Origin of the sequence: Mesorhizobium sp. ISC15 (assembly GCF_037162615.1) — a bacterium.
Taxonomy (GTDB): Bacteria; Pseudomonadota; Alphaproteobacteria; order Rhizobiales; family Rhizobiaceae; genus Mesorhizobium; species Mesorhizobium mediterraneum.
Genome location: NZ_JAVSPX010000001.1, coordinates 2807257 through 2828965, shown reverse-complemented (window position 1 = coordinate 2828965; position 21709 = coordinate 2807257). Strand labels below are relative to the sequence as shown.

Genomic DNA, 21709 nt, shown 5'->3' with positions numbered 1-21709 from the left:
CGAAAGGTCCCTGTATCGCATATCAGTTCATTGGCCATACGATCATTAGCATCGGCACAGCAACAATGACGACGAGGAACGATAGCGGCAGCCCCAGGCGTGGATAATCGCTGAAACGGTAGCCGCCCGGCCCCATGACGAGCGTGTTGCACTGGTGGCCTATCGGGGTGAGAAAATCGCAGCCGGCGCCAATGGCGACTGCCATTAGAAATGCTTCCGGCCTGTAGCCGAGATCGCCGGCAAATGCGGCGGCGATGGGCGCCATGACAAGAACGGTGGCGGCATTGTTGAGGAATGGCGTAACGGCCATGGCGGCGACAAGGATGAGCATCAATGCGCCGGGCGCCGGAAGAATGGTTCCCAATTTGGCAAGCTCGCCGGCAATTACTCCCGTCCCCCCTGTGCTGCGTAGCGAATCGCTCACAGGAATGAGAACGGCGAGCATGAGGAGGATTGGGCCATCCAGCGATTGGTAGACCTCCCGGACCGGGATGACCTTGAAAAGCACCATCCCGACCGCGGCGGCAAAGAAAGCGACGGAGACCGGGAGCAGCCCAAACGCTGTCGCCACAATGGCGAGAGCAAGGATCATTACCGGCACGATCCCCTTGCGGACACTACCAAGCAGGATAGCCCTTTCTGCCAGCGGCAGGCAGCCGAGTTCACGCAGTATCTCGGGTATCGTCGCTGCATTGCCCTGCAGCACGACGACGTCGCCGAGCCTTAGCTCGATTTCGGCCAGCCTGCGGTCGAGGCGCTCGCCGCGACGGCTGACGGCCAGGAGGTTGACGTTGAACCGGTCGTAAAGGGCAAGGCGCTGGGCTGTCCAGCCGATCAAGGAGGAGCTTTCACCGATTACGGCTTCGATGGCTACCATCTCGCTGGTGGTGTCGCCACCGCCGACCCTATTGCCCGTGACGCTGAGCTTGCCCTGGGAGACAAGGCGATCCAGCGCCTCTGGGTCGCCTTCGAGCAGCAGAATGTCGTTCACCTTGAGGACAGCATCGGGCAGCGGCGTCATCCGCATAGTCCGATTGCGCAGAATCGACGTCACGATAGCATCGCCGCCGGAAAGCTTCATGAGGTCTGCGACGGTTTTCCCGAGCACCGTGGAATCGCTGACAATTCGAGCCTCTGTCAGGTAATTCTTGATGTCGATGGCTTCATTCAGCGACCCGCCGAGCTTTTCGCGCACCGGTAACAGCCAATAGAAAAACAGCAGGAAGATCGTTCCGGCGGCGGCCAGCGCAGCTCCAACAGGTGTGAAGTCGAACATCGTGAAGGCGGTTCCGGTCAGTTCCTCCCGCACACGGGACACAACGATATTGGGAGATGTCCCCACCTGCGTCATGAGTCCGCCGAGCAGTGACCCGAACGCCATAGGCATCAGGAATATCGAGGGTGAAATACTCGACCGGCGCGCGAACTGGAATGCGATCGGAATCATGATAGCGAGCGCACCGATATTCTTAACAAAGGCAGACAGGATCGTGACCACGATCACCAACAGCGCCAGTTGCGACCGAACGCCCGATAAATTCGGAGCAAAGCGCTTGATGGCGACTTCCATGATGCCCGAGCGTGCTATGCCCGCGCTCACCAACAGGGCACTGCCGACAATGATCACGATATCGTCGCTGAACCCGCTGAAGGCTTCGTCAAAAGGCACAATGCCAACCGCGAGTGCAAGCAACAGTGCCGCGGCTGCGACCAGATCATATCGATATCGACCCCAAACGAACGCTGCCATCATCACGAAGGTAACGGCGAACGACAGAATTTGCGGCGTAGTCATGTCTTCGGATGCCCCGCCGCTAATACGGCTGATCAGAACGGCCAATCCGCCCTTTAGTTGCTTTCGCTGATCACGGCTTTGCTAGCACGCTTCTGAATGCTGAACTTCCATGCTTGCCGATAAGCCCGTGCCGAGTCCTGGCTCTTGGGGGCCATGATCCCGGTTGCGTTGCATCATGGTGCGCGATCGGTCAGCGCGCTCGCACCTTCCTCCGCGGCGCAATGGGCGCAACAGTAGATGATGTCATCTTGTTCGACGCCATGTCCGATGATCCGGCATCCGCAATGCGGGCACATCGGAGCGAGTTTCTGGATCGCGCATTCGAAGCTGTCGAACGTATAGGTTTCCTCCGCTAGCTTCACTTCGAAAGCCTTGTCATAGTCATTCCCGCACTGGTCGCATCTGGCCATAGCTCTTTTCCTTCTTCATTGGCTCAAGCTCGACCAACCCGCCGCATCGCGATAGGTTCCCGTCAGGGTCGTAGAGCAGGAGACGAGCGCGCGCCGGCATCACGCGCGCCGTTCGATCAAGCGGATCACCTCGTCGATGTCCCGCGGCTCGATGTCGAGTTCCTTCAGGCCCGGCGCGCCAATTGCTGCCACATTGTCGTGCCGCATAAGATCGACCTGGTTGCGCGTTATGGGCGCGGCCGGAAGGAGTTCCGCGAGGCCAGCCAAGGCGTCCCACGCCGCAAAGGGGACCGGCATCAGCCTGATGTGGGTGTCGAGTTGCCGGGCGACCTCCCGCAGCAGCTCCGTATAGGTGTAGATGCGCGGGCCACCGAATTCGAATATGAATGAACCCTTGTGGTTTCGCCCGTCGATCAGCCGGCTCACTGCTTCCGCGACGTCTGCCACATAGACCGGCTGAAGCCGTGTGCCGCCGTCGCCGAACAGCGGATAGACCGGCAGGAGGCGTATCAGCCTCACAATCGTCGTGAGGAAAACGTCGTCAGGTCCGGTCATGACGGCGGGACGCACAATGAAAGCGCCGGGAAATGCGCTCGCCACGGCAATTTCTCCCTGCCCACGTGCCCGAATATAATTCGAATCCGATTGAGGATCGGAGCCAATCCCCGAAATCTGGACGAACTGGTCGACCTCGCCATCGCGCGACGCGGCGGCGAGATCAGCGGCGGCTTCCACATGCACCCGTTCAAACGTCTGGGCGCCCTGTTCGACATAAAGACTGACAGCATTCACAATGGCCTGTGATCCGGCAATGGCCGAGCCGATCGAGGACGCATCCAATACATCCGCCTCGACGGCTTCGGGCATCATTGCAGTCGAGGAAAAAACTTGGCTTACGCGAGCCGGCTGGCGGGATGCGGCGCGGACCGTAAAACCCCTTTCCAGGAGCCGCTTCACGATCCTTCGCCCGAGAAAGCCTGTTCCGCCGAACACGGTGACGATCCGTTTTGTGTTGAGATCGTCGGGATCCATTTGCCTCGCCATCCCTTCTTCGCGTGCCTGCCGCGAGGATTGTCCTTGGCCGGCGTATGAACCAGCCTCATCGAACGTCAGGACGGTTGGAGAACAACGCAGGAAAGCTTTTTGTTCCAGTCAGCGCTGGTTTGTCGAGGCACGGCCGATATCGCTGTGGCGCCTCGCGCATCACCGTCCGTTCGCCCGTTGGCGAGTGTTTTTGACGCTGAGTTGCTTTATCCGTGTTATCAAAACCTGGTCGCGGCACTGCAGCGTCGAAATTGACAGATCACCACTTGCAAATCGGTCGCCGCTGTCTTTTGCTCGCGCGACAGTTGTCCAATGACTGTTGAATGGTTGGCGAACGGATGAACAAAATCGATCGGCGACGGCCAGAGTCCGAAATGGCCGCCACCGTAAATGCTGCGCGGCTTGGAACGCGGTTGCGCCTCGCCCGCCAGACACGTGGCATGACGCTGAAGACGCTGGCGACAGCTGCCAACTGCTCTGAAAGCCTTTTGTCCAAGATCGAGAACGGCAAGGCTTCGCCATCCCTGCCTATGCTTCACCGCCTGGTCGAAGTTCTCGAGACCAATATCGGCTGGATGTTCGAACAGGTCGACGACGACGAGGCGATCGTGTTCCGCGCAGGCGCGCGGCCATTGATCTCGCTCGACGCGCTAAGGCGCGGCGAGGGTATCTCGCTCGAACGCATTATTCCGTATTCGCCCGGTCACCTGCTGCAGTGCAATATCCATCATATCGAGGCAGACGGCGAGAGCGAAGGTCCCATCCAGCATGTCGGCGAGGAAGTCGGCTATGTGCTCGCCGGCCGGATCAAGCTGATCGTCGATGGCAAGAGCCATGATCTCGCCACTGGCGATGCATTCGTGTTCAGGTCGGAGTTGCCGCACCATTACCGCAACATCGGCAAGGAGAGAGCCAGCATTTTCTGGGTCAACACGCCGGCGACCTTCTGACCTGCGCACGAGTTCAAAGGAGTTGACAAACATTCAAGTCTCTTGAATGTTTGTCTCGTGCCTGTAGCACCAATGGGACCAGCCGAACAGGTTTGGCCCGCAAGCAAGGGGAACCGTAAATGCGTCCGTTCAAACTTCTCGTCCGTTGCGCCGCCGTCATCGCCATTTGCTCGACGGCAATGGGATCGGCGTTCGCCGATACGTTCGCTCTCGTCAACATCAACCAGCAGGCCCTCTTCTTCAACCAGATCAACGAGGGCGCGCAGAAAGCGGCCGACGCCGCCGGCGCCAAGCTGGTCATCTTCAATGCCAACAACGTGCCGAGCGCGCAAAATGACGCGATCGAGAACTACATCACACAGAAAGTCGACGGCATCATTTTGGTCGCCATCGACGTGAACGGCGTCAAGCCTGCAATCACCGCCGCGAAGGCGGCCGGCATCCCCGTGATCGCCATCGACGCGCAGATCCCCGACGGCGACAACGTTGCGTTCATCGGAGTCGACAACGCCAAGGCCGGCGAAGATATCGGCAAGTTCTACGCCGACTATGTGAAGTCCGAGATGGGCGGCACCGCGAAGATCGGTATTGTCGGCGCGCTCAATTCGTTCATCCAGAACCAGCGGCTCGACGGTTTCAAGAAGGCGGTCACGGACAGCGGCTTGGCGATCACGTTCCTCGACACTGTCGACGGCCAGAACGTTCAGGAGACCGCGATGAGCGCTTCGGAGAATCTGATGACCGCCAATCCGGACATGACGACGCTATATGCGACCGGCGAGCCGGCGTTGCTCGGCGCTGTTTCGGCCGTAACCAGCCAAGGCCGCACCGGCGACGTCAAGGTGTTCGGCTGGGACCTGACCAAGCAGGTCATTCAGGGCATTGACGATGGTTGGGTGGCGGCGGTCGTCCAGCAGGATCCGGCCGGTGAAGGCAAGGCCGCTGTCGAAGCATTGACCAAGCTCAAGAAGGGCGAAACGGTCGAGCCGATCATCAATATTCCGGTGACGATCGTGACCAAGGACAATGTCGAGCAATACCGCGCGATGTTCCAGTAAACTGCATCGATGACCGGTCCGCGGCGCCGCTTGAGGCTACGCCGCGGACGCTTTGCAAATCCGGTGGATCCAAGATGAGCAGTGGCGAGACCTATCGGGTGCGGATGAGCGGTATCTCAAAGCGCTACAACGCCATCCAGACGCTCGATGACGTGTCGCTGGTGCTGAGGCCGGGCGAAGTCCTGGGGCTGGTCGGCGACAATGGCGCGGGAAAGTCAACGTTGAGCAAGGTGCTGTCGGGGGCGGTGGTTCCCGATGCCGGCACGATCGAGATCGATGGCATGCCGGTGACCTTCAACTCGCCGGCGGATTCGCGCGCAGCGCGCGTCGAGATGGTCTATCAGGATCTGTCACTCTGCGACACGGTCGATGTCGCCGGCAATCTCTTTCTCGGCCGCGAGCCGCGCCGCCGCATCGCCGGCATTTCCTTTCTCGACAAGAAGCGCATGCACGAGCAAACGCGCCAGATGCTCGACCGACTCGGCATCGTTATCGCCGACACGCGGCTCAAGGTCGAAAACCTGTCCGGCGGACAGCGGCAGTCGATCGCGATCGGCCGCGCCGCCTCGTTCGAGCCGTCCGTGCTGATTATGGATGAGCCAACGGCAGCGCTTGCCGTCGCCGAGGTCGAGGCTGTGCTGGACCTGATCCGCACCGTGAGCGCCCGCGGCGTCAGCGTCATTCTGATCACCCACCGCCTGCAGGATCTGTTCCTCGTATGCGACCGCATTCAGGTCATGTACGAAGGACGCAACGTCGCCGAGCGGCTGATCGGCGAAACCAATATCGAGGATGTCGTCAACCTGATCGTGGGCCGCAAGTTCAACGCTCGTTCCGCCAACAACGCCCATCGCGATGGAGCATCAGCATGAGCGAGGTGACTTCGACCCACTCCGCTCAGTCTCGGAGGGTCCGCGAAGGCACATGGCGAGATGCGGTGCTCGCCAATGGCAGTGTCGTGTCGATTGCGCTGTTCTTTCTGGCCGTTTGCGTCATCTTCTCGGTGGCGACGGACGCCTTTTTGACGTCGCCCAATCTGCTGAACATCCTGCGTCAGTCGGCGCCATTGCTGATCGTCGCCGCGGCGATGACCTTCGTCATCACCACGGGTGGCATCGACCTTTCGGTCGGCTCCGTGCTGGCACTGGTGGCAACGTTGTCGGCAACACTGCTGCAGCTCGGCTTGCCATGGCCTGTGGTCATCATCGCCATGCTTGCGCTGGGCGCCTTGCTTGGCGCGATACAAGGCTATTTCGTGGCTTATGAGGGCATCCCGGCCTTCATCGTCACGCTTGCCGGGCTTTCGGTGATCCGTGGCGTGGCGCTGCTGATCACCGGCGGCTACTCCATCCCTATCGAGCCGGGAAGCCCTTTCACGGTGCTGGGCCGCGCCTGGCTCCTTGGCGTGCCGGCGCCGGCGCTGATCGCGCTGGCGATCCTCGCGATCGCCTATATCGCCTTCAACGAGACGCCGTTCGGCCGCTACGTGACCGGCATCGGCGCCAACGCCGAAGCGGTTAGGCGCGCCGGCGTGAACACGCGGCTGACGACGCTTTTCGTTTACGTGATTTCCGCGGCCGCGGCAGCGCTTGCGGGGATCATCATTGCTGCCCGGCTCGGATCCGGGTCCTCGAATGCCGGGCAAGGCTTTGAGCTCGAAGTGATCGCTGCCGTCGTGCTTGGCGGCACCAGCCTGTTCGGCGGCCGCGGAACGATCGTCGGCACGGTGCTCGGCGCGCTTACCGTGGCCGTCATCGGCAACGGCCTGATCCTGGCGCATCTGTCGCCCTTCCTGACGCCGATCGTGACCGGAACGATCATCCTGATCGCCATCTGGCTGAACTTCCGCCTGTTCCGCGGCGCCGTGCGGAGCCGCTGAGCCTATGAGTGATCTCTTCGATGACGCGGCTCCCAGGAAGCGGCTGGCGATCGGGGTCGAAACCGGCCATGTGATGACCGTGCTCGGCCCCGTTCCGGTCGAAGAAATGGGCATTACGCTGATGCACGAGCACATATTGCTCGACGGCGCGCGCACCTGGAAATGTCCCTGTCATCCCGACGACCTGGCGCTCGCCGAGCAGCCGGTTAACATCGAGATCATCGGCGAATTGCGCATGAACCCTTACGTCAACCGCGACAATGTTTCGCTCGACGACAGTGATCTCGCGCTATCGGAGCTGCAGCGCTATCGTGCGCTCGGCGGGCACACCGTCGTCGACGCGACCAATATCGGCATCGGCCGCGAGCCGGAAAAACTCGCCCGCATCGGCCGCGTGTCCGGACTGAAGATCGTCATGGGCACCGGCTTCTATCTTGAGCACACCCATCCCGAATGGCTGAAGACCATGGATGTCGACGCAGTGACCGAGTTCATCGTCGACGACGTCGGCGGCGGCGAGACGCAGCCGCCGATCCTGGCCGGCCTGATCGGCGAGGTCGGCGTCAGCAAGGATTTTACCGCCGAGGAACGAAAGTCGCTGCGCGCTTCGGCGCGGGCCTCGCGCATCACGGGCGTGCCACTATCGATCCACCTGCCGGGCTGGGAGCGGCTGGCGCACGAGGTCCTCGATGTCGTCGAGGCCGAGGGCGCCGATCTCCGCCACACCGTGCTGTGCCATATGAATCCGAGCCACAACGATCTCGACTACCAGACAAGCCTCGCCCGGCGCGGCGCATTCCTTGAATACGATATGATCGGCATGGACTATTATTATGCCGATCAGGACGCGCAGTCGCCCTCAGACGAAGAGAACGCGCGGGCAATTGCGGCACTTATCGAGGCCGGCTTCGGCGACCGCCTGCTGCTGTCGCAGGATGTGTTCCTCAAGATCATGCTGACCCGCTTCGGCGGTTTCGGCTACGGCTATATCCTGAAGCATTTCATACCGCGCCTGAAACGGCATGGCGTCGAGCGGCCAGCCATCGACCGCATGCTGATCGCCAATCCGAAGGCCGTGTTCTCGCGGCAGAATTAAGCGCAGACTTACGGCTTACACTTACGACGGAGTTCAAATGTCCAAGAAAAAGATCCTGCTTGCCGGTGAATCCTGGGTGTCGACCGCGACCCATATCAAGGGTTTCGACCAGTTTCCGACGGTCACCTATCACACCGGCGCGGACGAATTGCTGACGGCCCTGAAGGCGACCGACTTCGACGTGACCTTCATGCCGGCGCATGAGGCACAGCGCAGCTTTCCGCAAACGATGGAGGCGCTTTCGGCCTATGACGCGGTGGTGCTCTCCGACATCGGCGCCAATACGCTGCTTCTGCATCCCGACACCTGGGTCCACTCGAAGCCGACGCCGAACCGCTTGCGCCTGCTGCGCGACTACGTGCGCGATGGCGGCGGGCTTTTGATGTTCGGCGGCTACTATAGCTTCCAAGGCATCAATGGCGGCGCGCGTTACCGCAAGACGCCGGTCGAGGAGGTCCTGCCGGTGAACTGCCTCGCGTTCGACGACCGCGTCGAGGTGCCGGAAGGTTTTTCGCCTATGCCGCAAGCCTCGTCCAGCCATCCCATCCTGAAGGGTCTCGGTGCGGATTGGCCGATCCTGCTCGGCTTCAACGAGGTGACGCTGAAGGACGGGGCGGAAGTTCTGGCGACCGTGTCGTCGGACTACGGATCGCTGCCGCTGCTCGTCACCGGCCACTATGGCAGGGGCCGCACTGTGGCCTGGACATCCGATGTCGGGCCGCATTGGCTGCCACCGGAGTTCATCGCCTGGAAAGGCTACAAAACCCTGTTCGAACAGATGCTGAGCTGGGCGACCGGCGAGAGCTGAGCGATGCACGTCCACGTCGTGGGCAATGCCTGTGTCGACACGATGTTTCGCGTCGGCCGCTTCCCTGCCGCCGGCGAGACTTTAAACGCCAGCAGCTACGCCGACGGCCTCGGCGGCAAGGGCGCAAACCAGTCGGTTGCGGCCGCGCGCACGGGTGCTGCGGTGACGTTTTGGACGGCGCTCGGCAAGGACCGCGCAGGCGCATGGATCAGGAGCCGCCTCGACAGGGAGTTGTCTGACCTCGAGGCGAGCGAATTTGACCTGCCAAGCGACCGCTCGACTATCGTCATTGAGGCTAGCGGCGAGAATTTCATCGTCAGCGGTGTCGCCTGCAGCGAGGCGTTCGATCCGATCGCGCAAACTGCGCTTGCCCGCCGGATCGCGTTTGGCGACATCCTTGTCTGCCAAGGAAACCTGCGAGCCGCCGCGATAAATGCCTGCCTGCGGGCAGCACGGCAAAATGGCGCGCGCACCGTCCTGAACGCCAGCCCTATCGATGCGGCGGCTCTGCCTGACTTCGGTCTGGCGCAGTTATTGGTGGTGAATCAGTCCGAGGCGAAAGCACTGACAGGCCAGGGTGATATGGCAGCCGCGGCCGACGCGCTCGCGGCCAAAGGCGCCGGGACAGTTGTGGTCACGCTTGGCGCTGAAGGTTGTCTCGTGCTTGGCCCGGACCAGGCAGGACCGCGTCGTTTGCCGGCGCCGCGCGTCGAAGCGCTCGACACCAGCGGTGCCGGCGATGTGTTCTGCGGCTGTCTGGCCGGCGGGCTTGCCAAGGGAATGTCGGTTATCTCAGCGCTGAAGTTCGCGCTCGCGGCGGCGGCAATTGCAGTGACTCGCCCGGGCACACTGATATCCTGTCCTTCCGCGTCTGAAATGGCGGCGCTCATCGATCAAACGGAGTTCTCATGACCCAACTCGGCCAATCAGGCGGCGACGCGCTCGTAGAACTTTTCGGCCGCACCAAGGTGGTGATCGGCGTCGTTCACCTTGCGCCGCTTCCTGGCGCGCCGCGCTTTGACGGCGAGGCGGTCGAGGCGATCTATCAGCGGGGCCTCGATGATGCGAGATCCTATCTCGATTGCGGATGTGACGGGGTGATCGTCGAGAATCATGGCGACATCCCCTTTGCCAAACCTGACGATATTGGGCCGGAGACAGCGGCCTATATGGCTGTTATCTCCGACCGTATTCGCCGCGAACTCGGCAAGCCGGTCGGCATTAATGTGCTCGCTAACGCCGCGATCCCGGCCCTTGCCATCGCCAGTGCCGCTGGCGCGGGCTTCATCCGCGTCAATCAATGGGCAAATGCCTATGTCGCCAACGAGGGTTTTGTCGAGGGGGAATCGGGTCGCGCAGCACGCTACCGCGCCAAGCTGCGCGCCAACGGCATCCGCATTTTCGCTGATGCTCATGTCAAGCATGGCGCGCACGCGATCGTTGCCGACCGCCCGGTGGAGGAACTGGTCAAGGATCTGGTCTTCTTCGATGCCGATGCCATCATAGCGACCGGTCAGCGCACCGGGCACGCTGCGGATCTGAGCTACATCCGCATGATCAAAGAGGCTGCCGGCCTACCGACGCTGGTTGGCAGCGGCGTGACGCCCGACAATGCAAACGATATTCTTGGCATCGTCGATGGCGTCATCATCGCCAGCGCGCTGAAGCATGACGGCGTCTGGTGGAACCAGGTCGACCCCGCCAGAGTAAAGGCCTTCATGGCCGGGCTGAGGCGATGATCGAGCTGGGCTGGTTATGGCGCGAGGCTCAAGGCTACAAACCGGCCACGTCACAATGCAGACGACGGAGCCTCGGTGGGACGTGGCGCGTATCACCGGCAAGTTCTTCGGTATATGCTGACGCGCGGAGAACCCGGCGATGACGATACTCAGGCCGCCATCATCTTGTCGTTGATCCCGCAGCCCATTCCGACCGGTACCAGTCGACAAATTTCTTCAGCCCGTCTTCGATTGAAACGCTCGGCTTAAAGCCGAAATCGCGCTCCATGGCGGTCATGTCGGCATAGGTCCGCTCGACGTCGCTGCTTTGCATCGGCTCGCTGTGGCGGATCGCCTTCACACCGAGCAGTTTCTCCAGAGTGTCGATGAAATCGCCCAGCCGCACCGGCCGGTTGTTGCCGACATTGTAAACCCTGCTCGGCGGAACCTCGGCCACGGGCGGCTGGTCGAGCACGGCAACGACCGCCCTCACCACATCGTCCACATAAGTGAAATCCCGCCACATCTCGCCGTTGTTGAACACCCGGATCGGCTTGCCCTCGAGCATCGCCTTGGTGAATATCCAATAGGCCATATCGGGCCGGCCCCAGGGACCGTAGACGGTGAAAAACCGCAAGCCGGTCTGCGGCACCCCGAAGAGATGGGCGTAGGTATGGCTCATCAATTCATCTGACTTCTTGGTGGCGGCGTAGAGCGAGACGGGCCTGTCGACCTGATCGGTCTCGCTGAACGGCACCTTGCGGTTGCCCCCATAGACCGAGCTCGACGAGGCATAGACCAGATGCTCGAATGCGGGCTGCGCGCGACAGAATTCAAGCACTTCGAGATGGCCGACGACATTGGAACGGACATAGAGGCGCGGATTGTCGATCGAATGGCGCACACCCGCCTGAGCAGCGAGATGGACAATCCTGGTTATGCCTTGCCCGGCCAAAGCGGTAGCGAGCGCGCCCTGTTCGGCGATCTCGATCTGATGAAATGAAAATTTCTTGTCAGGCTGAAGGCGGGCGAGCCGTCCTTTTTTCAGCGCCAGGTCGTAGTAGTCGTTCATGTTGTCGACGCCGACGACTGCTTCCCCCCTGTTCAGGAGGTAGTGGCAAACATGGCTGCCAATGAATCCCGCGGCTCCAGTGACAAGTATAGGCAACAAGGTTCTCCACGCATATGCCGGCACATGATCGCAAAATCGAGATCGATTTCGGAAAGGATCATGCACAACATCAAAATGCTACATCCGAATGAACGGAACCGACCGTTTCAGTTCGTGCTACAACCGAGAGTCCCTGTAAGCGCTACCGACAAGCGGTCTAGTCGACGCGTCAGCTCGCCTCGCGCAGGGCCTCTGCAGCCTGCAGGTCGACCGACACGAGCTGGCTCACGCCCTGCTCGGCCATGGTCACCCCGAACAGCCGGTTCATGCGGGCCATGGTGATCGGGTTGTGCGTGATGATGACGAAGCGCGTCTCGGTGGTGGCTGCCATTTCATCCATCAGATTGCAGAAACGCTCGACATTGTGATCGTCTAGCGGCGCGTCGACCTCGTCGAGCACGCAGATCGGCGCGGGATTGGTCAGGAACACGGCGAAGATCAGCGACATCGCCGTCAACGCCTGCTCGCCGCCGGAAAGCAGCGTCATCGTCTGCGGCTTCTTGCCGGGCGGCCGCGCAAGGATTTCGAGACCAGCCTCGAGCGGATCGTCGGACTCGATCAGTTGCAGTTCCGCCGTGCCGCCGCCGAACAGATGCGAAAACAGCCGCTGGAAATGGCCATTGACCACGTCGAAGGCAGCCAGCAGCCGTTCGCGGCCTTCGCGATTCAGGCTCTGGATCGCCTGCCGCAGCTTGCGAATGGCCTCGATGATGTCCTCGCGTTCGGAAACGATGGTCTCCAGCCGGTCGGACAGTTCCTTCTGTTCTTCCTCGGCGCGCAGATTGACGGCGCCCAGCCGTTCGCGCTCGATCTTCAGCCGGTCGAGCTGGCGCTCGATCTCGGTCATCTCCGGCATCGGGCTGTCGGCCTCCAGGCCGGTGTGGCGGATGACCAGATGCGGCGGCGTGTTCAGCGTCTCCTGGATGCGGGCCTCGACCTCGAGCCGTCTTTCGTCGGCTGCGGTCAACCGCTCTTCGGCGCGGACGCGCGTTTCGCGCGCTTCGGCCAACGACTGGATTGCTGATGTCGCGGCCTTGTCCAGTTCGGACTGCCGGTTCTCCGCCTCCTGCAAACGATCGCCGGCTGCCTGGCGCAGACTTTCGGCTTCGGCAAGCTGCGACAGCAAAGCGCGCCGCTTGGCGTCGATCTCATCGGGTGCGTCGGCCAGTCTTTCACGCTCGGCCTCGGCCTCGGCTTTGCGTTCGCCGAGTGCGGCGATCTGCGTCGAGGCGTTTTCGGCACGCGCCAGCCAGTTGCGGCGTTCCGCGCCGATGGCCTCAAGGCGGCGCGTTCGCGCTTCGGCTTCCCGCCTCAAGCCTTCATGGACGGCGCGTGCATCGGCAAGGGTGGCGCGGTCGCGAGCAACGTTGGCGGCCGACTGTTCGAGCTGCAACTGGAGATCACCGAGATCGGGAGCGCTTTGCAGCAGCATCTCCGCCTCGACGAAGGCCGCCGCCGTCTCTTCATGGCTGTCGACGATGCGCGCGCGCGCCTCGTCAAGTGCTGCGCGTCGGCTCGACAGCTCGCCGCCGGCCTTCTCGGCCTCGGCCAGCACGCTGCGGGCGGCGTCCAGCCCATGCTGGGCATCACGCCCGGCTTGACGGGCGTAGCGCTCGGCCTCGCTCGCCTGGGTAAGCGCCTGCTCGGCATGAGCGAGAGCCTCTTCGGCCTGGCGCAGGATGCGGATCGCGTCGACCGCCTCGGCGTCGAGTTCGGCCAGCCGGTTTTTCTGCGCCAGCCGCTGCGCGGCCGCGGTCGGCGCGTCGGCGCTGGCGGTGAACCCATCCCAACGCCAGAGCGCTCCTTCGCGGCTTACCAGCCGTTGCCCGGGGGCGAGCAGCGCCTGCAGCCGCTTTCCGTCGCCGGCCTCGACGATGCCGATCTGCGCCAATCGGCGGGCCAGTTGCGCCGGCGCGCGCACCATACTGGCAAGGCTCTTGATGCCTTCGGGCAGAGCGGCGTCGCCGGGCTGGACCTCGCTTTGGCCCCAATGCACCGGTGCGCTGCGGTCGAGCGGCACGTCGAGATCCTCACCGAGGGCCGCTCCCAGCGCCGTCTCGTAGCCGCGTTCGACGCTGATCTGCTCCAGGACGGAGGGGAAGAGGTCGCCGCTGGCGGCATTCAGGATCTTGGCCAGCGTGCGGGCCTCGGTTTCGATCCGCGCCAGCTCGGCCTTCGCATCCTGAACCGGCGGGCGGGCGGCGCTTTCCGCCGTACGCGCCTCGGCGACAGCCTGTTCGGCGGCAATCGCCGCGGCTTCGGTCTCCTCCAGCAGCGCCAGCGCCTGTTCGACCAGAAGCTGCTTTTCGGCGGGATCGGGCAGGCCGGCGACCCTGGAGGCGATGTCGGACAATTCCCGGTCGACATCGGCGAGCTGGCGGGCGAAACGGTCGCGGCGCTCAGCGGTATCGCGCAGCGTTCGCTCGATCTGGTTGCGGGAGGCGGCGGCCTCCGCCCGTTCGGCCGTCAGCCCGGCGAGTTTGGCTTCGCTCGCGGCAAGCGTCGACGCTGCCTGTTCGACCGCGGCGCGGGTACTGGCCTCGCGCTCGGCGGCGCCTGCATTCTCGGCATTGAGCGTGGCTTCTTCGGTGGCGAGGCGTTCGAGGATATCCGCATTGTCGCGGACCATCCGCTCCTCGCGAGTGATGTCGCCGTCGAGCTGCTGGAGGCGGCGGTCGAGTTCCACTTGGCGGGCGCGGATGCGGCCCGCTTCCTCCTCGATCTGCGTCTTGGCGATCGACAGGCGCTGGAAGGCGGCAGCGGCGGCGGCTTCCGCATCGCGCAGGTCCGGCAACCGGTGCGCGCCGATCCCTTGCTCCCTGGCGGCAGCCATCTGGGCGGCGGCGCGGTCGCCGACCAGCGCCGTGGCGATCGCCAGCGCCGAGCGGGCCTCGCCTTCCTGCGTCTTGGCCAGCGTCCAGCGCAGGTGCAGCAGCGTCGCTTCGGCCTTGCGGATATCGGCCGACAGGTTCTTGAAGCGCGACGCCTGGCGGGCTTGGCGCTTAAGGCTTTCGATCTGGCTTTCGAGTTCGCCGACGACGTCGTCCAGCCGTTCCAGATTCTGTTCGGCCGCCTTCAGCCGCAGCTCGGCCTCATGGCGGCGTGTGTGAAGGCCCGAAATGCCGGCCGCCTCTTCCAGAAGCGCGCGGCGCGCCTGCGGCTTTGCCTGGATCAGCTCGCCGATGCGGCCCTGCCCGACCATCGAAGGCGAGCGCGCGCCGGTAGACTGGTCGGCGAAAAGCAGTTGCACGTCCTTGGCGCGGGCTTCCTTGCCGTTGATGCGGTAGAGCGAACCGGCCTCGCGCTCGATGCGGCGCGAAACCTGCAGCTCATCGGCATCATTGAAGGCCGAGGGCGCAGTACGGTCGCTGTTGTCAAGGAAAAGCGTGACTTCGGCGGTATTGCGGGCCGGACGCGTTCCGGAACCGGAAAAGATGACGTCGTCCATGCCGGACGCGCGCATGTTTTTGTACGAGCTTTCGCCCATCACCCAGCGTAAAGCCTCGACAAGGTTCGACTTGCCGCAGCCGTTCGGCCCGACGATGCCGGTCAGGCCGCGTTCGATGACGAACTCGCCGGGTTCGACGAAGGACTTGAACCCGAGCAGGCGAAGGCGCGAGAACTTCATTCGCGCCGCCCCATAGCCAAGTTCCGCAAAAGTGTTCCGCGGTTTTGCGAAGAGAATCCGCGGCACAGCAAAAAGCTGCGCACGCCGAAGCGCAGCCGCTTCGGCGCTGCGGAAACGTCAGAGCAGAGGGTCGATGATGGCCGATATTTCCTCAATCGACAGCGCCCCCTTGTAGGTCTTTCCGTTGATAAAGAAGGTCGGCGTCGAGTCGACCTTGAATTCATCGGCGCCGCGCTTCTGGACCGACCTCACATCGTCCAGAAGTTTCTGGTCCGTCAAGCAGGCCTCGAAGGACTCCTGTGTAAAACCGGCCATCTTGGAGATTTGCAGCAGGGCATCCTTGGTATTGGCAACACCTGCCCAGTTCGCCTGCTGCTTGAACAGAACGTCTACCATCGGGAAATAATTGTCCTTGGAGCAGCGCGCCAGCATGAAACCGGCCTCAGCGCTGGGGTCGAACGGAAATTCGCGCAGGATAAGGCGGGCCTTGCCGGTGTCGATATATTTCGTCTTCAGCTCCGGGAGGGTGGTTTCGTGGAAATGCGCGCAGTGCGGGCAGGTCATCGAGGCATATTCGACGATTGTGACTTTCGCGTCGTCCTTGCCCAGTTGCGCGTCGGGCAGCGCGCCTGGCTTCAGCAAGGCCGCCATGTCCACCGTGCCCTGGGCCTCAGGCGCCTTGACCGCGGCCGGCGTTGCCGGCTTCGCCGGATCGGCCGGCTTCATCGCATCGGCGGGAGCCGCATCCTGCGCGACGGCCTTCTCGCCCGAGTCGCTGCAGGCGGCGAGCAGAGCCACCGCCGGAATGGCGGCCAGCGACGACAGGAGGTTTCTGCGGGACAAAGGACGGGTCATACGAATCACCTGACAATAGTTGGATTTTGCAATGCAAAGACTAGAAAAGGCGAGAGTTGGCGCGAATTAAGGCATCGCCGTCCCCATTCCAATCGCCAAACTTTGTGTGCGCGATCACGAAAGCGCGAGATTATACCTTCTTTTGACCGAGAATGGTGGCGCCGAGCCGCTCCAGCGAAGCACGCAGCCCGTCATCCTCGATCATTCCGACAGTGCCTGACAGCTTCACCTTCTCGGCCGCAGTCAGCGGCCGGAAGCTTGGTTTAGGCCGCCCCTTGTCCGCCGTCACCGGCTTTTGCACGATTCTGATCCGGCCGATAGCGTTGAAGCCGAGGAAGGCGTTGACCCTGTTGATGATCTCGCCGGTTTCGTGCTGCAGATGGAGCGCGGCCATGCCTTCGCAGGCGATGACCAGCACCGCCGGCTCGAACGGATCGTCTTCATGCATGCGCCGCGGCCACTGGATCTTTTCAGGGCGCGAACGGCTGGCGAGCCGAGGCCCGGCAATCTCCTCCCAAGACTGCACGAGCCCGATCGACATGCCGGCCCGCTTGCGCAACACCGGATCGAGGATCTGGGTTGCGAGATCACTCACCGGAACGGGATTGCCGAAGGGCCTTTTCCCTGCCATGTGCGTTCTCCAGTCACGACCTTCACCAAGCATCGGCTAGGCCTGTCCTCGATCAATGGCACTGCACGACCAGACCCGCAAGACCGCATCCGGAGACAGCGGCGGAGCCGCGTCTAGAGACAGCAGCAAAGCTGCGTCCGACGATAGCAGCAAGGCTGCATCGGGGGAGAGCGCCGAGATCGCGTCCCGCCTGCTCGCCTGGTACGACGCGCATCACCGCGACTTGCCGTGGCGCATTGCGCCGCGCGAGCTGGCACGCGGGGTGCGTCCCGATCCCTACCGCATCTGGCTTTCCGAAGTCATGCTGCAGCAGACCACGGTGGAAGCGGTAAAATCGTATTTCCGGGCCTTTGTCCAGAAATGGCCGGATGTCGAGGCGTTGGCCGCTTCACCGACCGAAGATGTCATGAAGGCCTGGGCCGGGCTCGGCTACTATTCCCGCGCGCGCAATCTAAAGGCCTGCGCCGATCTCGTCGCACGGCAAGGCGGCAGGTTTCCGGATACGCAAGCTGCCTTGAGAGAGCTGCCCGGCATCGGCGCCTACACGGCGGCGGCGATCGCGGCGATCGCCTTCGACCAGCCAGCCGCGGTCGTCGACGGCAATGTCGAGCGTGTGGTTTCCCGGCTGTTCTCGATCGCCACGCCGCTAAGCGAAGCCAAGGGAGACATACGCGCCTATGTCGAGCGCATGGTTCCAGCGACCAGACCGGGCGATTTCGCCCAGGCGATGATGGATCTGGGCGCGACGATCTGCACGCCACGCCGGCCGCGCTGTATGCTGTGCCCGCTGCGAGACGATTGCAGCGCCACTGTCTCGGGCGACCCCGAGCATTTTCCGGTGCGCCTGCCGAAGGCGGAAAAGCCATTGCGGCGTGGCGCCGCCTTTGTCGCCGTCAGGGCCGACGGCGCCATTCTTTTGCGAAAACGTGCGGAAAAAGGCCTGCTCGGCGGCATGACCGAGGTGCCGACGACCGGCTGGACAGCACGGATTGACGGCGCCACCACGGATGCGGCAGCCCCCTTTCCCGGCGACTGGCGGCCCGCCGGGCGGATTGGCCACGTCTTTACCCATTTCGGGCTTGAACTCGACGTGTTCAAATCGGTGACAGAAGGCGCTGCTCCGGCGGGGCATTTCTGGTCACTGGCCCATGAAATTTCCGGGGAAGCCTTACCCACTGTCATGAAAAAGGTAATCGAAGCGGCGATACCGGGCGCGACCAAAAAGCAGCGCCCGCATTGAATTGCATTGAATGAGGACAGAATGACTGAAATCCGCCACATCGTTTTCGACATCGGCAGAGTGCTGATCCACTATGACCCGAACCTTCCGTTCAGCCGTCTCATTCCGGATGCCGAGGAGAGAAAGTGGTTCTTCGACAATGTCTGCACGCATGACTGGAACATCGAGCAGGATCGAGGGCGGACATGGGAGGAAGCCGAAGCCCTGCTGATCGCCGAACATCCCGACCATGCCGAAAACATCCGCAGCTTCCGCCGCCTCTGGCACGAGATGGTGCCGCACGCCTATGCGGACAGCGTTGAGATCATGGAGAAGCTGATCGACACCGGCCACGACGTCACCATGCTGACCAACTTCGCCTCCGATACGCTCGCCGAAGCCCGGCAGCGTTTCGATTTCCTCAACCGTCCGCGCGGGGTGACCATTTCGGGCGAGATCGGCCTGATCAAGCCTGATCGCGGCATCTACGATCATCACGTCGCCGCCTTCGGCCTCGAGCCCGCGGCCACGCTGTTCATCGACGACAGCCAGAAGAATGTCGAAGGTGCCAAGGCGGCCGGCTGGCAGTCCGTGCTGTTCACCGACGCCAAGACGCTCAAGGCGGACCTTAGAGAGCTGGGGATCAGAGTGTGATTTGAATCACTTCGACAGGCCGATCGATAATCCGCTTTAACATGACGGATCCATAGAATCCGTCGTCAGGCCCCTGCCCGCTCCATGCCAAGACGGGCTATGCGGCGAAGCTCGTCGATCGGGGTCAGGCCGCCGCTGCGCTCATAGTGCCAGAAGGTCCAGCCGTTGCAGGCGTCCAGCCCCTGCACTTCCGCGCCGATCTTGTGGATCGATCCGGCGCTGTCGCCGATCGCCACCGTGCCATCGGCGCGTACCCTGGCCGCCCAGCGCTTCTTGGCGTCATAAAGCGTGGCACCCGGCAACATCAGCCCGGTGTCGATGAGGCTGACGAAAGCAACGCGCGGCTCGGCGCGCTTGCCGGTAAGCACGGTAAGATCGGCGCCATTCAGCGGCCGGACTGCATCTATGCGCTCGTTGGCGGCGTCGATATAGGTCTGCTCGCGCTCGATGCCGACGAAATGGCGGCCGAGGCGCTTGGCTACCGCGCCGGTGGTGCCGGAGCCGAAGAAGGGATCGAGGACGATATCGCCGGGCTTCGTCGAGGCCATCATGATGCGGGCGAGCAGCGCCTCGGGCTTCTGCGTCGGATGCAGCTTGTCGCCATTTTCGTTCTTCAGGCGCTCACCGCCGGTGCAGATCGGGAACAGCCAGTCGGAGCGCATCTGGATGTCGTCATTCGACGCCTTCAGCGCTTCGTAGTTGAAGGTATAACCCTTGCCCTTCTGATCGCGCGAGGCCCAGATCATCGTCTCATGGGCGTTCTGGAAGCGACGGCCGCGGAAATTCGGCATCGGATTGGTCTTGCGCCACACAACATCGTTGAGGATCCAGAACCCCAGATCCTGCATCTTGGCGCCGACCCTGAAAATATTGTGGTAGGAGCCGATGACCCAAATGGTGCCGTTCGGTTTCAGCACGCGGCGCGCCGCCAGCAGCCAGGCGCGGGTGAAGGCGTCGTAGACCTCAAAACTCGCGAACTGATCCCAGTCATCGTCGACGGCATCGACCTTGGACTGGTCGGGCCGGTGCAGATCGCCATCGAGCTGCAGATTGTAGGGCGGATCGGCAAAGATCACGTCGATGGACTTTTCGGGCAGCCGGTCGAGCGCGGCGACGCAATCGCCCTTCAGGATCGTATCCAGCCATTCGGACTGCTGGGGAGCATGGGAAAGGTCGTCGAGAAGACGCACGGCAGACATTGTGACACCCAAAGCACGCGTTACTGTTTACTCCCTGTTATGGTTACCGATCAGCGTAAATATTCGATGAAGGTTGAGGGTTCGGACCACAGGTAATTTGCGAAGGCCGGCCTGTTGGTGTATGCCGCGCCGCCTGAGCGTCTCAGCCTCCTCCCTCCCGCTTTCCGGATCGCCAATGCCCCAGCCAGACCTTGTCATCTTCGATTGCGACGGCGTGCTCGTCGATTCCGAAATCATCGCCGCGCGCATCGAAGCCGAGCTTTTGACATCGGCCGGTTACGAGATATCGGCCGAGGAGATTTCCGAAACCTATGCCGGGCTGACCTTCAAGGACATCATGATGCGGGTCGAGGAGAAGTCCCGCATCCCATTCCAAGCCTCGTTGATCGACCGCGCCGAAGACCTGGTCGACCGCAGGCTGCGCAGCGATGTGCGCGCCATCGACGGGGTGCACGAGGCGGTCGCCGCGGTGACTGCACCGCGCTGCATCTGCTCGAATTCTCGCTCCGAGCGGATCGAATTCATGCTGGAGAAGGTGCATCTGCTGCCGTTTTTCAACGGCCGGATTTTTTCCTCTCTGGAAACACCGAGCGGAAAGTCCAAGCCTGCCCCAGACGTGTTTCTCTTTGCCGCGGCAAAGCTCAAGGCCGATCCGGCCAACACCTTCGTCATCGAGGATTCCGTGCATGGCGTGACCGGCGCCAGGGCAGCCGGCATGCGCGTTATCGGCTTTACCGGCGCGGCGCACAGCTATCCCGGGCATGCCGACGCGCTGACCGAGGCCGGCGCCGAAACGGTCATCCGCCGCTGGGCAGAACTGAAAAGCGTGATCGCCGCCCTGTCGGAATGGTCGGATGCGTGATGCATACGCCTCCGACCGGAGGCGGCCCTAATGCCGCCGCTATTCGGCTGCGGCAATCTTCTTGTCGGTCTTCTTCGCCGGGCCTTCGTCATAGCCGGCGAACGCCTGATAGTCCTGCGCAGTGGGCTCGGGAACGACGACGTTCGAATCGGTGAAGACGAACTGGGTGGCACTCGAGGGATTGGTAACCTGGACCTGATGTTGATGAAGCTGCGAGTAAAGCACCTCGGTGCCATGCATCACTGCGATACGGATCGGCATTGTGATCGTGCCCGGGCTGAACATCGGTCCCGGAACGACCTTGCCGGCGACGGCGATCTTCATCGTCAGCGAGCCGTTGGCACGGTTGCAGTCGCGGGTCACATCGGTGATCGAGGCCTGATAGATGACCTTCGCCGAATCGTCCTGCTGATCGCTGCTCGCGTCGAGCGCAGCAGCCTCGGCGTCCTGAGCGGCGGCTTTTTTCTTGGGCTTCTGGTTGCCCTTGGCATAGGTGTTGAAGAAAGCGGTGCCGTCGCGCAGCGTCACTTTCGGACAATAGGCCAGCAGTTGGCTGGAAAGAACCTTCGGGTCCGGAGGTGGTGGCGGTGTCGAGTCCTTTTTTCCGAAGCCCAGAATGCTACTGCCGCCTGATTGGCAGCCGGCGGCGGTAAGCATAAAGCCAGCGAGGGCCAGACCCGCGACAAAACGACCGTTGAATGAATGAAACGCCATGAACTGCACTTCCCTCTC

At 62.4% G+C, this 21709-nt stretch carries 20 protein-coding genes; 11 read left to right on the top strand and 9 right to left on the bottom strand.

Annotated features, from left to right (window positions below; all coding sequences use genetic code 11):
* Positions 1-22: 22 nt before the first annotated feature.
* The 3 genes from RPG13_RS13610 to RPG13_RS13600 all read right to left on the bottom strand — a co-directional run bounded on the left by RPG13_RS13610 (position 23) and on the right by RPG13_RS13600 (position 3237).
* Complete coding sequence (locus RPG13_RS13610) at positions 23-1795, bottom strand: SLC13 family permease (RefSeq protein ID WP_127205526.1); 1773 nt, start codon at positions 1793-1795, stop codon at positions 23-25.
* 173 nt (positions 1796-1968) lie between these two features.
* Complete coding sequence (locus tag RPG13_RS13605) at positions 1969-2205, bottom strand: hypothetical protein (protein ID WP_127205514.1); 237 nt, start codon at positions 2203-2205, stop codon at positions 1969-1971.
* A gap of 99 nt (positions 2206-2304) precedes the next feature.
* Complete coding sequence (locus tag RPG13_RS13600; protein WP_245461501.1) at positions 2305-3237, bottom strand: complex I NDUFA9 subunit family protein; 933 nt, start codon at positions 3235-3237, stop codon at positions 2305-2307.
* Between the two features lie 350 nt (positions 3238-3587).
* On the opposite strand from RPG13_RS13600, the gene RPG13_RS13595 reads away from it, so the two are divergent.
* From RPG13_RS13595 to RPG13_RS13560, 8 genes are all read left to right on the top strand, one after another.
* Positions 3588-4199, top strand: coding sequence for a cupin domain-containing protein (locus tag RPG13_RS13595; protein ID WP_337125254.1), 612 nt, complete (start codon positions 3588-3590; stop codon positions 4197-4199).
* A gap of 119 nt (positions 4200-4318) precedes the next feature.
* A complete protein-coding gene (locus RPG13_RS13590; protein WP_127205517.1) occupies positions 4319-5257 on the top strand; it encodes an ABC transporter substrate-binding protein in 939 nt (312 codons plus the stop codon).
* Positions 5258-5331: 74 nt separating this feature from the next.
* Positions 5332-6129: an ATP-binding cassette domain-containing protein gene (locus RPG13_RS13585; protein ID WP_126103216.1), complete on the top strand. Its 798-nt coding sequence runs from the start codon at positions 5332-5334 to the stop codon at positions 6127-6129.
* Positions 6126-7136: an ABC transporter permease gene (locus tag RPG13_RS13580; protein ID WP_337125251.1), complete on the top strand. Its 1011-nt coding sequence runs from the start codon at positions 6126-6128 to the stop codon at positions 7134-7136. The genes RPG13_RS13585 and RPG13_RS13580 overlap by 4 nt, the downstream gene beginning before the upstream one ends.
* A 4-nt stretch (positions 7137-7140) precedes the next feature.
* On the top strand, positions 7141-8232 hold the full coding sequence (locus RPG13_RS13575; protein ID WP_126103218.1) for a phosphotriesterase family protein: 1092 nt from the start codon (positions 7141-7143) through the stop codon (positions 8230-8232).
* 37 nt (positions 8233-8269) lie between these two features.
* Positions 8270-9040 (top strand): glutamine amidotransferase, encoded by a 771-nt coding sequence (locus RPG13_RS13570; protein WP_095486149.1) that lies wholly within the window; start codon positions 8270-8272, stop codon positions 9038-9040.
* Between the two features lie 3 nt (positions 9041-9043).
* Positions 9044-9952, top strand: coding sequence for a ribokinase (locus RPG13_RS13565; protein ID WP_337125250.1), 909 nt, complete (start codon positions 9044-9046; stop codon positions 9950-9952).
* Positions 9949-10779: a BtpA/SgcQ family protein gene (locus RPG13_RS13560; RefSeq protein WP_095486151.1), complete on the top strand. Its 831-nt coding sequence runs from the start codon at positions 9949-9951 to the stop codon at positions 10777-10779. Before RPG13_RS13565 ends, RPG13_RS13560 begins: the two co-directional genes overlap by 4 nt.
* Before the next feature lie 160 nt (positions 10780-10939).
* Here the strand turns inward: RPG13_RS13560 and RPG13_RS13555 are convergent, their stop codons facing one another.
* The 4 genes from RPG13_RS13555 to RPG13_RS13540 all read right to left on the bottom strand — a co-directional run bounded on the left by RPG13_RS13555 (position 10940) and on the right by RPG13_RS13540 (position 17043).
* Complete coding sequence (locus RPG13_RS13555; RefSeq protein WP_337125247.1) at positions 10940-11926, bottom strand: NAD-dependent epimerase/dehydratase family protein; 987 nt, start codon at positions 11924-11926, stop codon at positions 10940-10942.
* A gap of 172 nt (positions 11927-12098) precedes the next feature.
* The gene (smc, locus tag RPG13_RS13550; protein ID WP_127288635.1) at positions 12099-15557 is read right to left on the bottom strand and encodes a chromosome segregation protein SMC; all 3459 of its coding nucleotides are present in this window, start codon (positions 15555-15557) and stop codon (positions 12099-12101) included.
* Between the two features lie 117 nt (positions 15558-15674).
* On the bottom strand, positions 15675-16412 hold the full coding sequence (locus RPG13_RS13545) for a DsbA family protein (RefSeq protein ID WP_095486154.1): 738 nt from the start codon (positions 16410-16412) through the stop codon (positions 15675-15677).
* 130 nt (positions 16413-16542) lie between these two features.
* A complete protein-coding gene (locus RPG13_RS13540; protein WP_095486155.1) occupies positions 16543-17043 on the bottom strand; it encodes a DUF721 domain-containing protein in 501 nt (166 codons plus the stop codon).
* 55 nt (positions 17044-17098) lie between these two features.
* On the opposite strand from RPG13_RS13540, the gene mutY reads away from it, so the two are divergent.
* Positions 17099-18283 (top strand): A/G-specific adenine glycosylase, encoded by a 1185-nt coding sequence (gene mutY / locus RPG13_RS13535; protein WP_095486156.1) that lies wholly within the window; start codon positions 17099-17101, stop codon positions 18281-18283.
* 21 nt (positions 18284-18304) lie between these two features.
* Positions 18305-18916 (top strand): HAD family hydrolase, encoded by a 612-nt coding sequence (locus tag RPG13_RS13530; protein ID WP_126103221.1) that lies wholly within the window; start codon positions 18305-18307, stop codon positions 18914-18916.
* A gap of 65 nt (positions 18917-18981) precedes the next feature.
* Here the strand turns inward: RPG13_RS13530 and RPG13_RS13525 are convergent, their stop codons facing one another.
* Positions 18982-20115 (bottom strand): site-specific DNA-methyltransferase, encoded by a 1134-nt coding sequence (locus tag RPG13_RS13525; protein ID WP_095486158.1) that lies wholly within the window; start codon positions 20113-20115, stop codon positions 18982-18984.
* 175 nt (positions 20116-20290) lie between these two features.
* Here RPG13_RS13525 and RPG13_RS13520 point away from each other — a divergent pair, with 175 nt between their 5' ends.
* On the top strand, positions 20291-20977 hold the full coding sequence (locus RPG13_RS13520) for an HAD family hydrolase (RefSeq protein ID WP_095486159.1): 687 nt from the start codon (positions 20291-20293) through the stop codon (positions 20975-20977).
* A gap of 39 nt (positions 20978-21016) precedes the next feature.
* On the opposite strand, the gene RPG13_RS13515 is transcribed toward RPG13_RS13520, so the two are convergent.
* Positions 21017-21691: a hypothetical protein gene (locus RPG13_RS13515; protein WP_127206240.1), complete on the bottom strand. Its 675-nt coding sequence runs from the start codon at positions 21689-21691 to the stop codon at positions 21017-21019.
* Positions 21692-21709 lie beyond the last annotated feature (18 nt).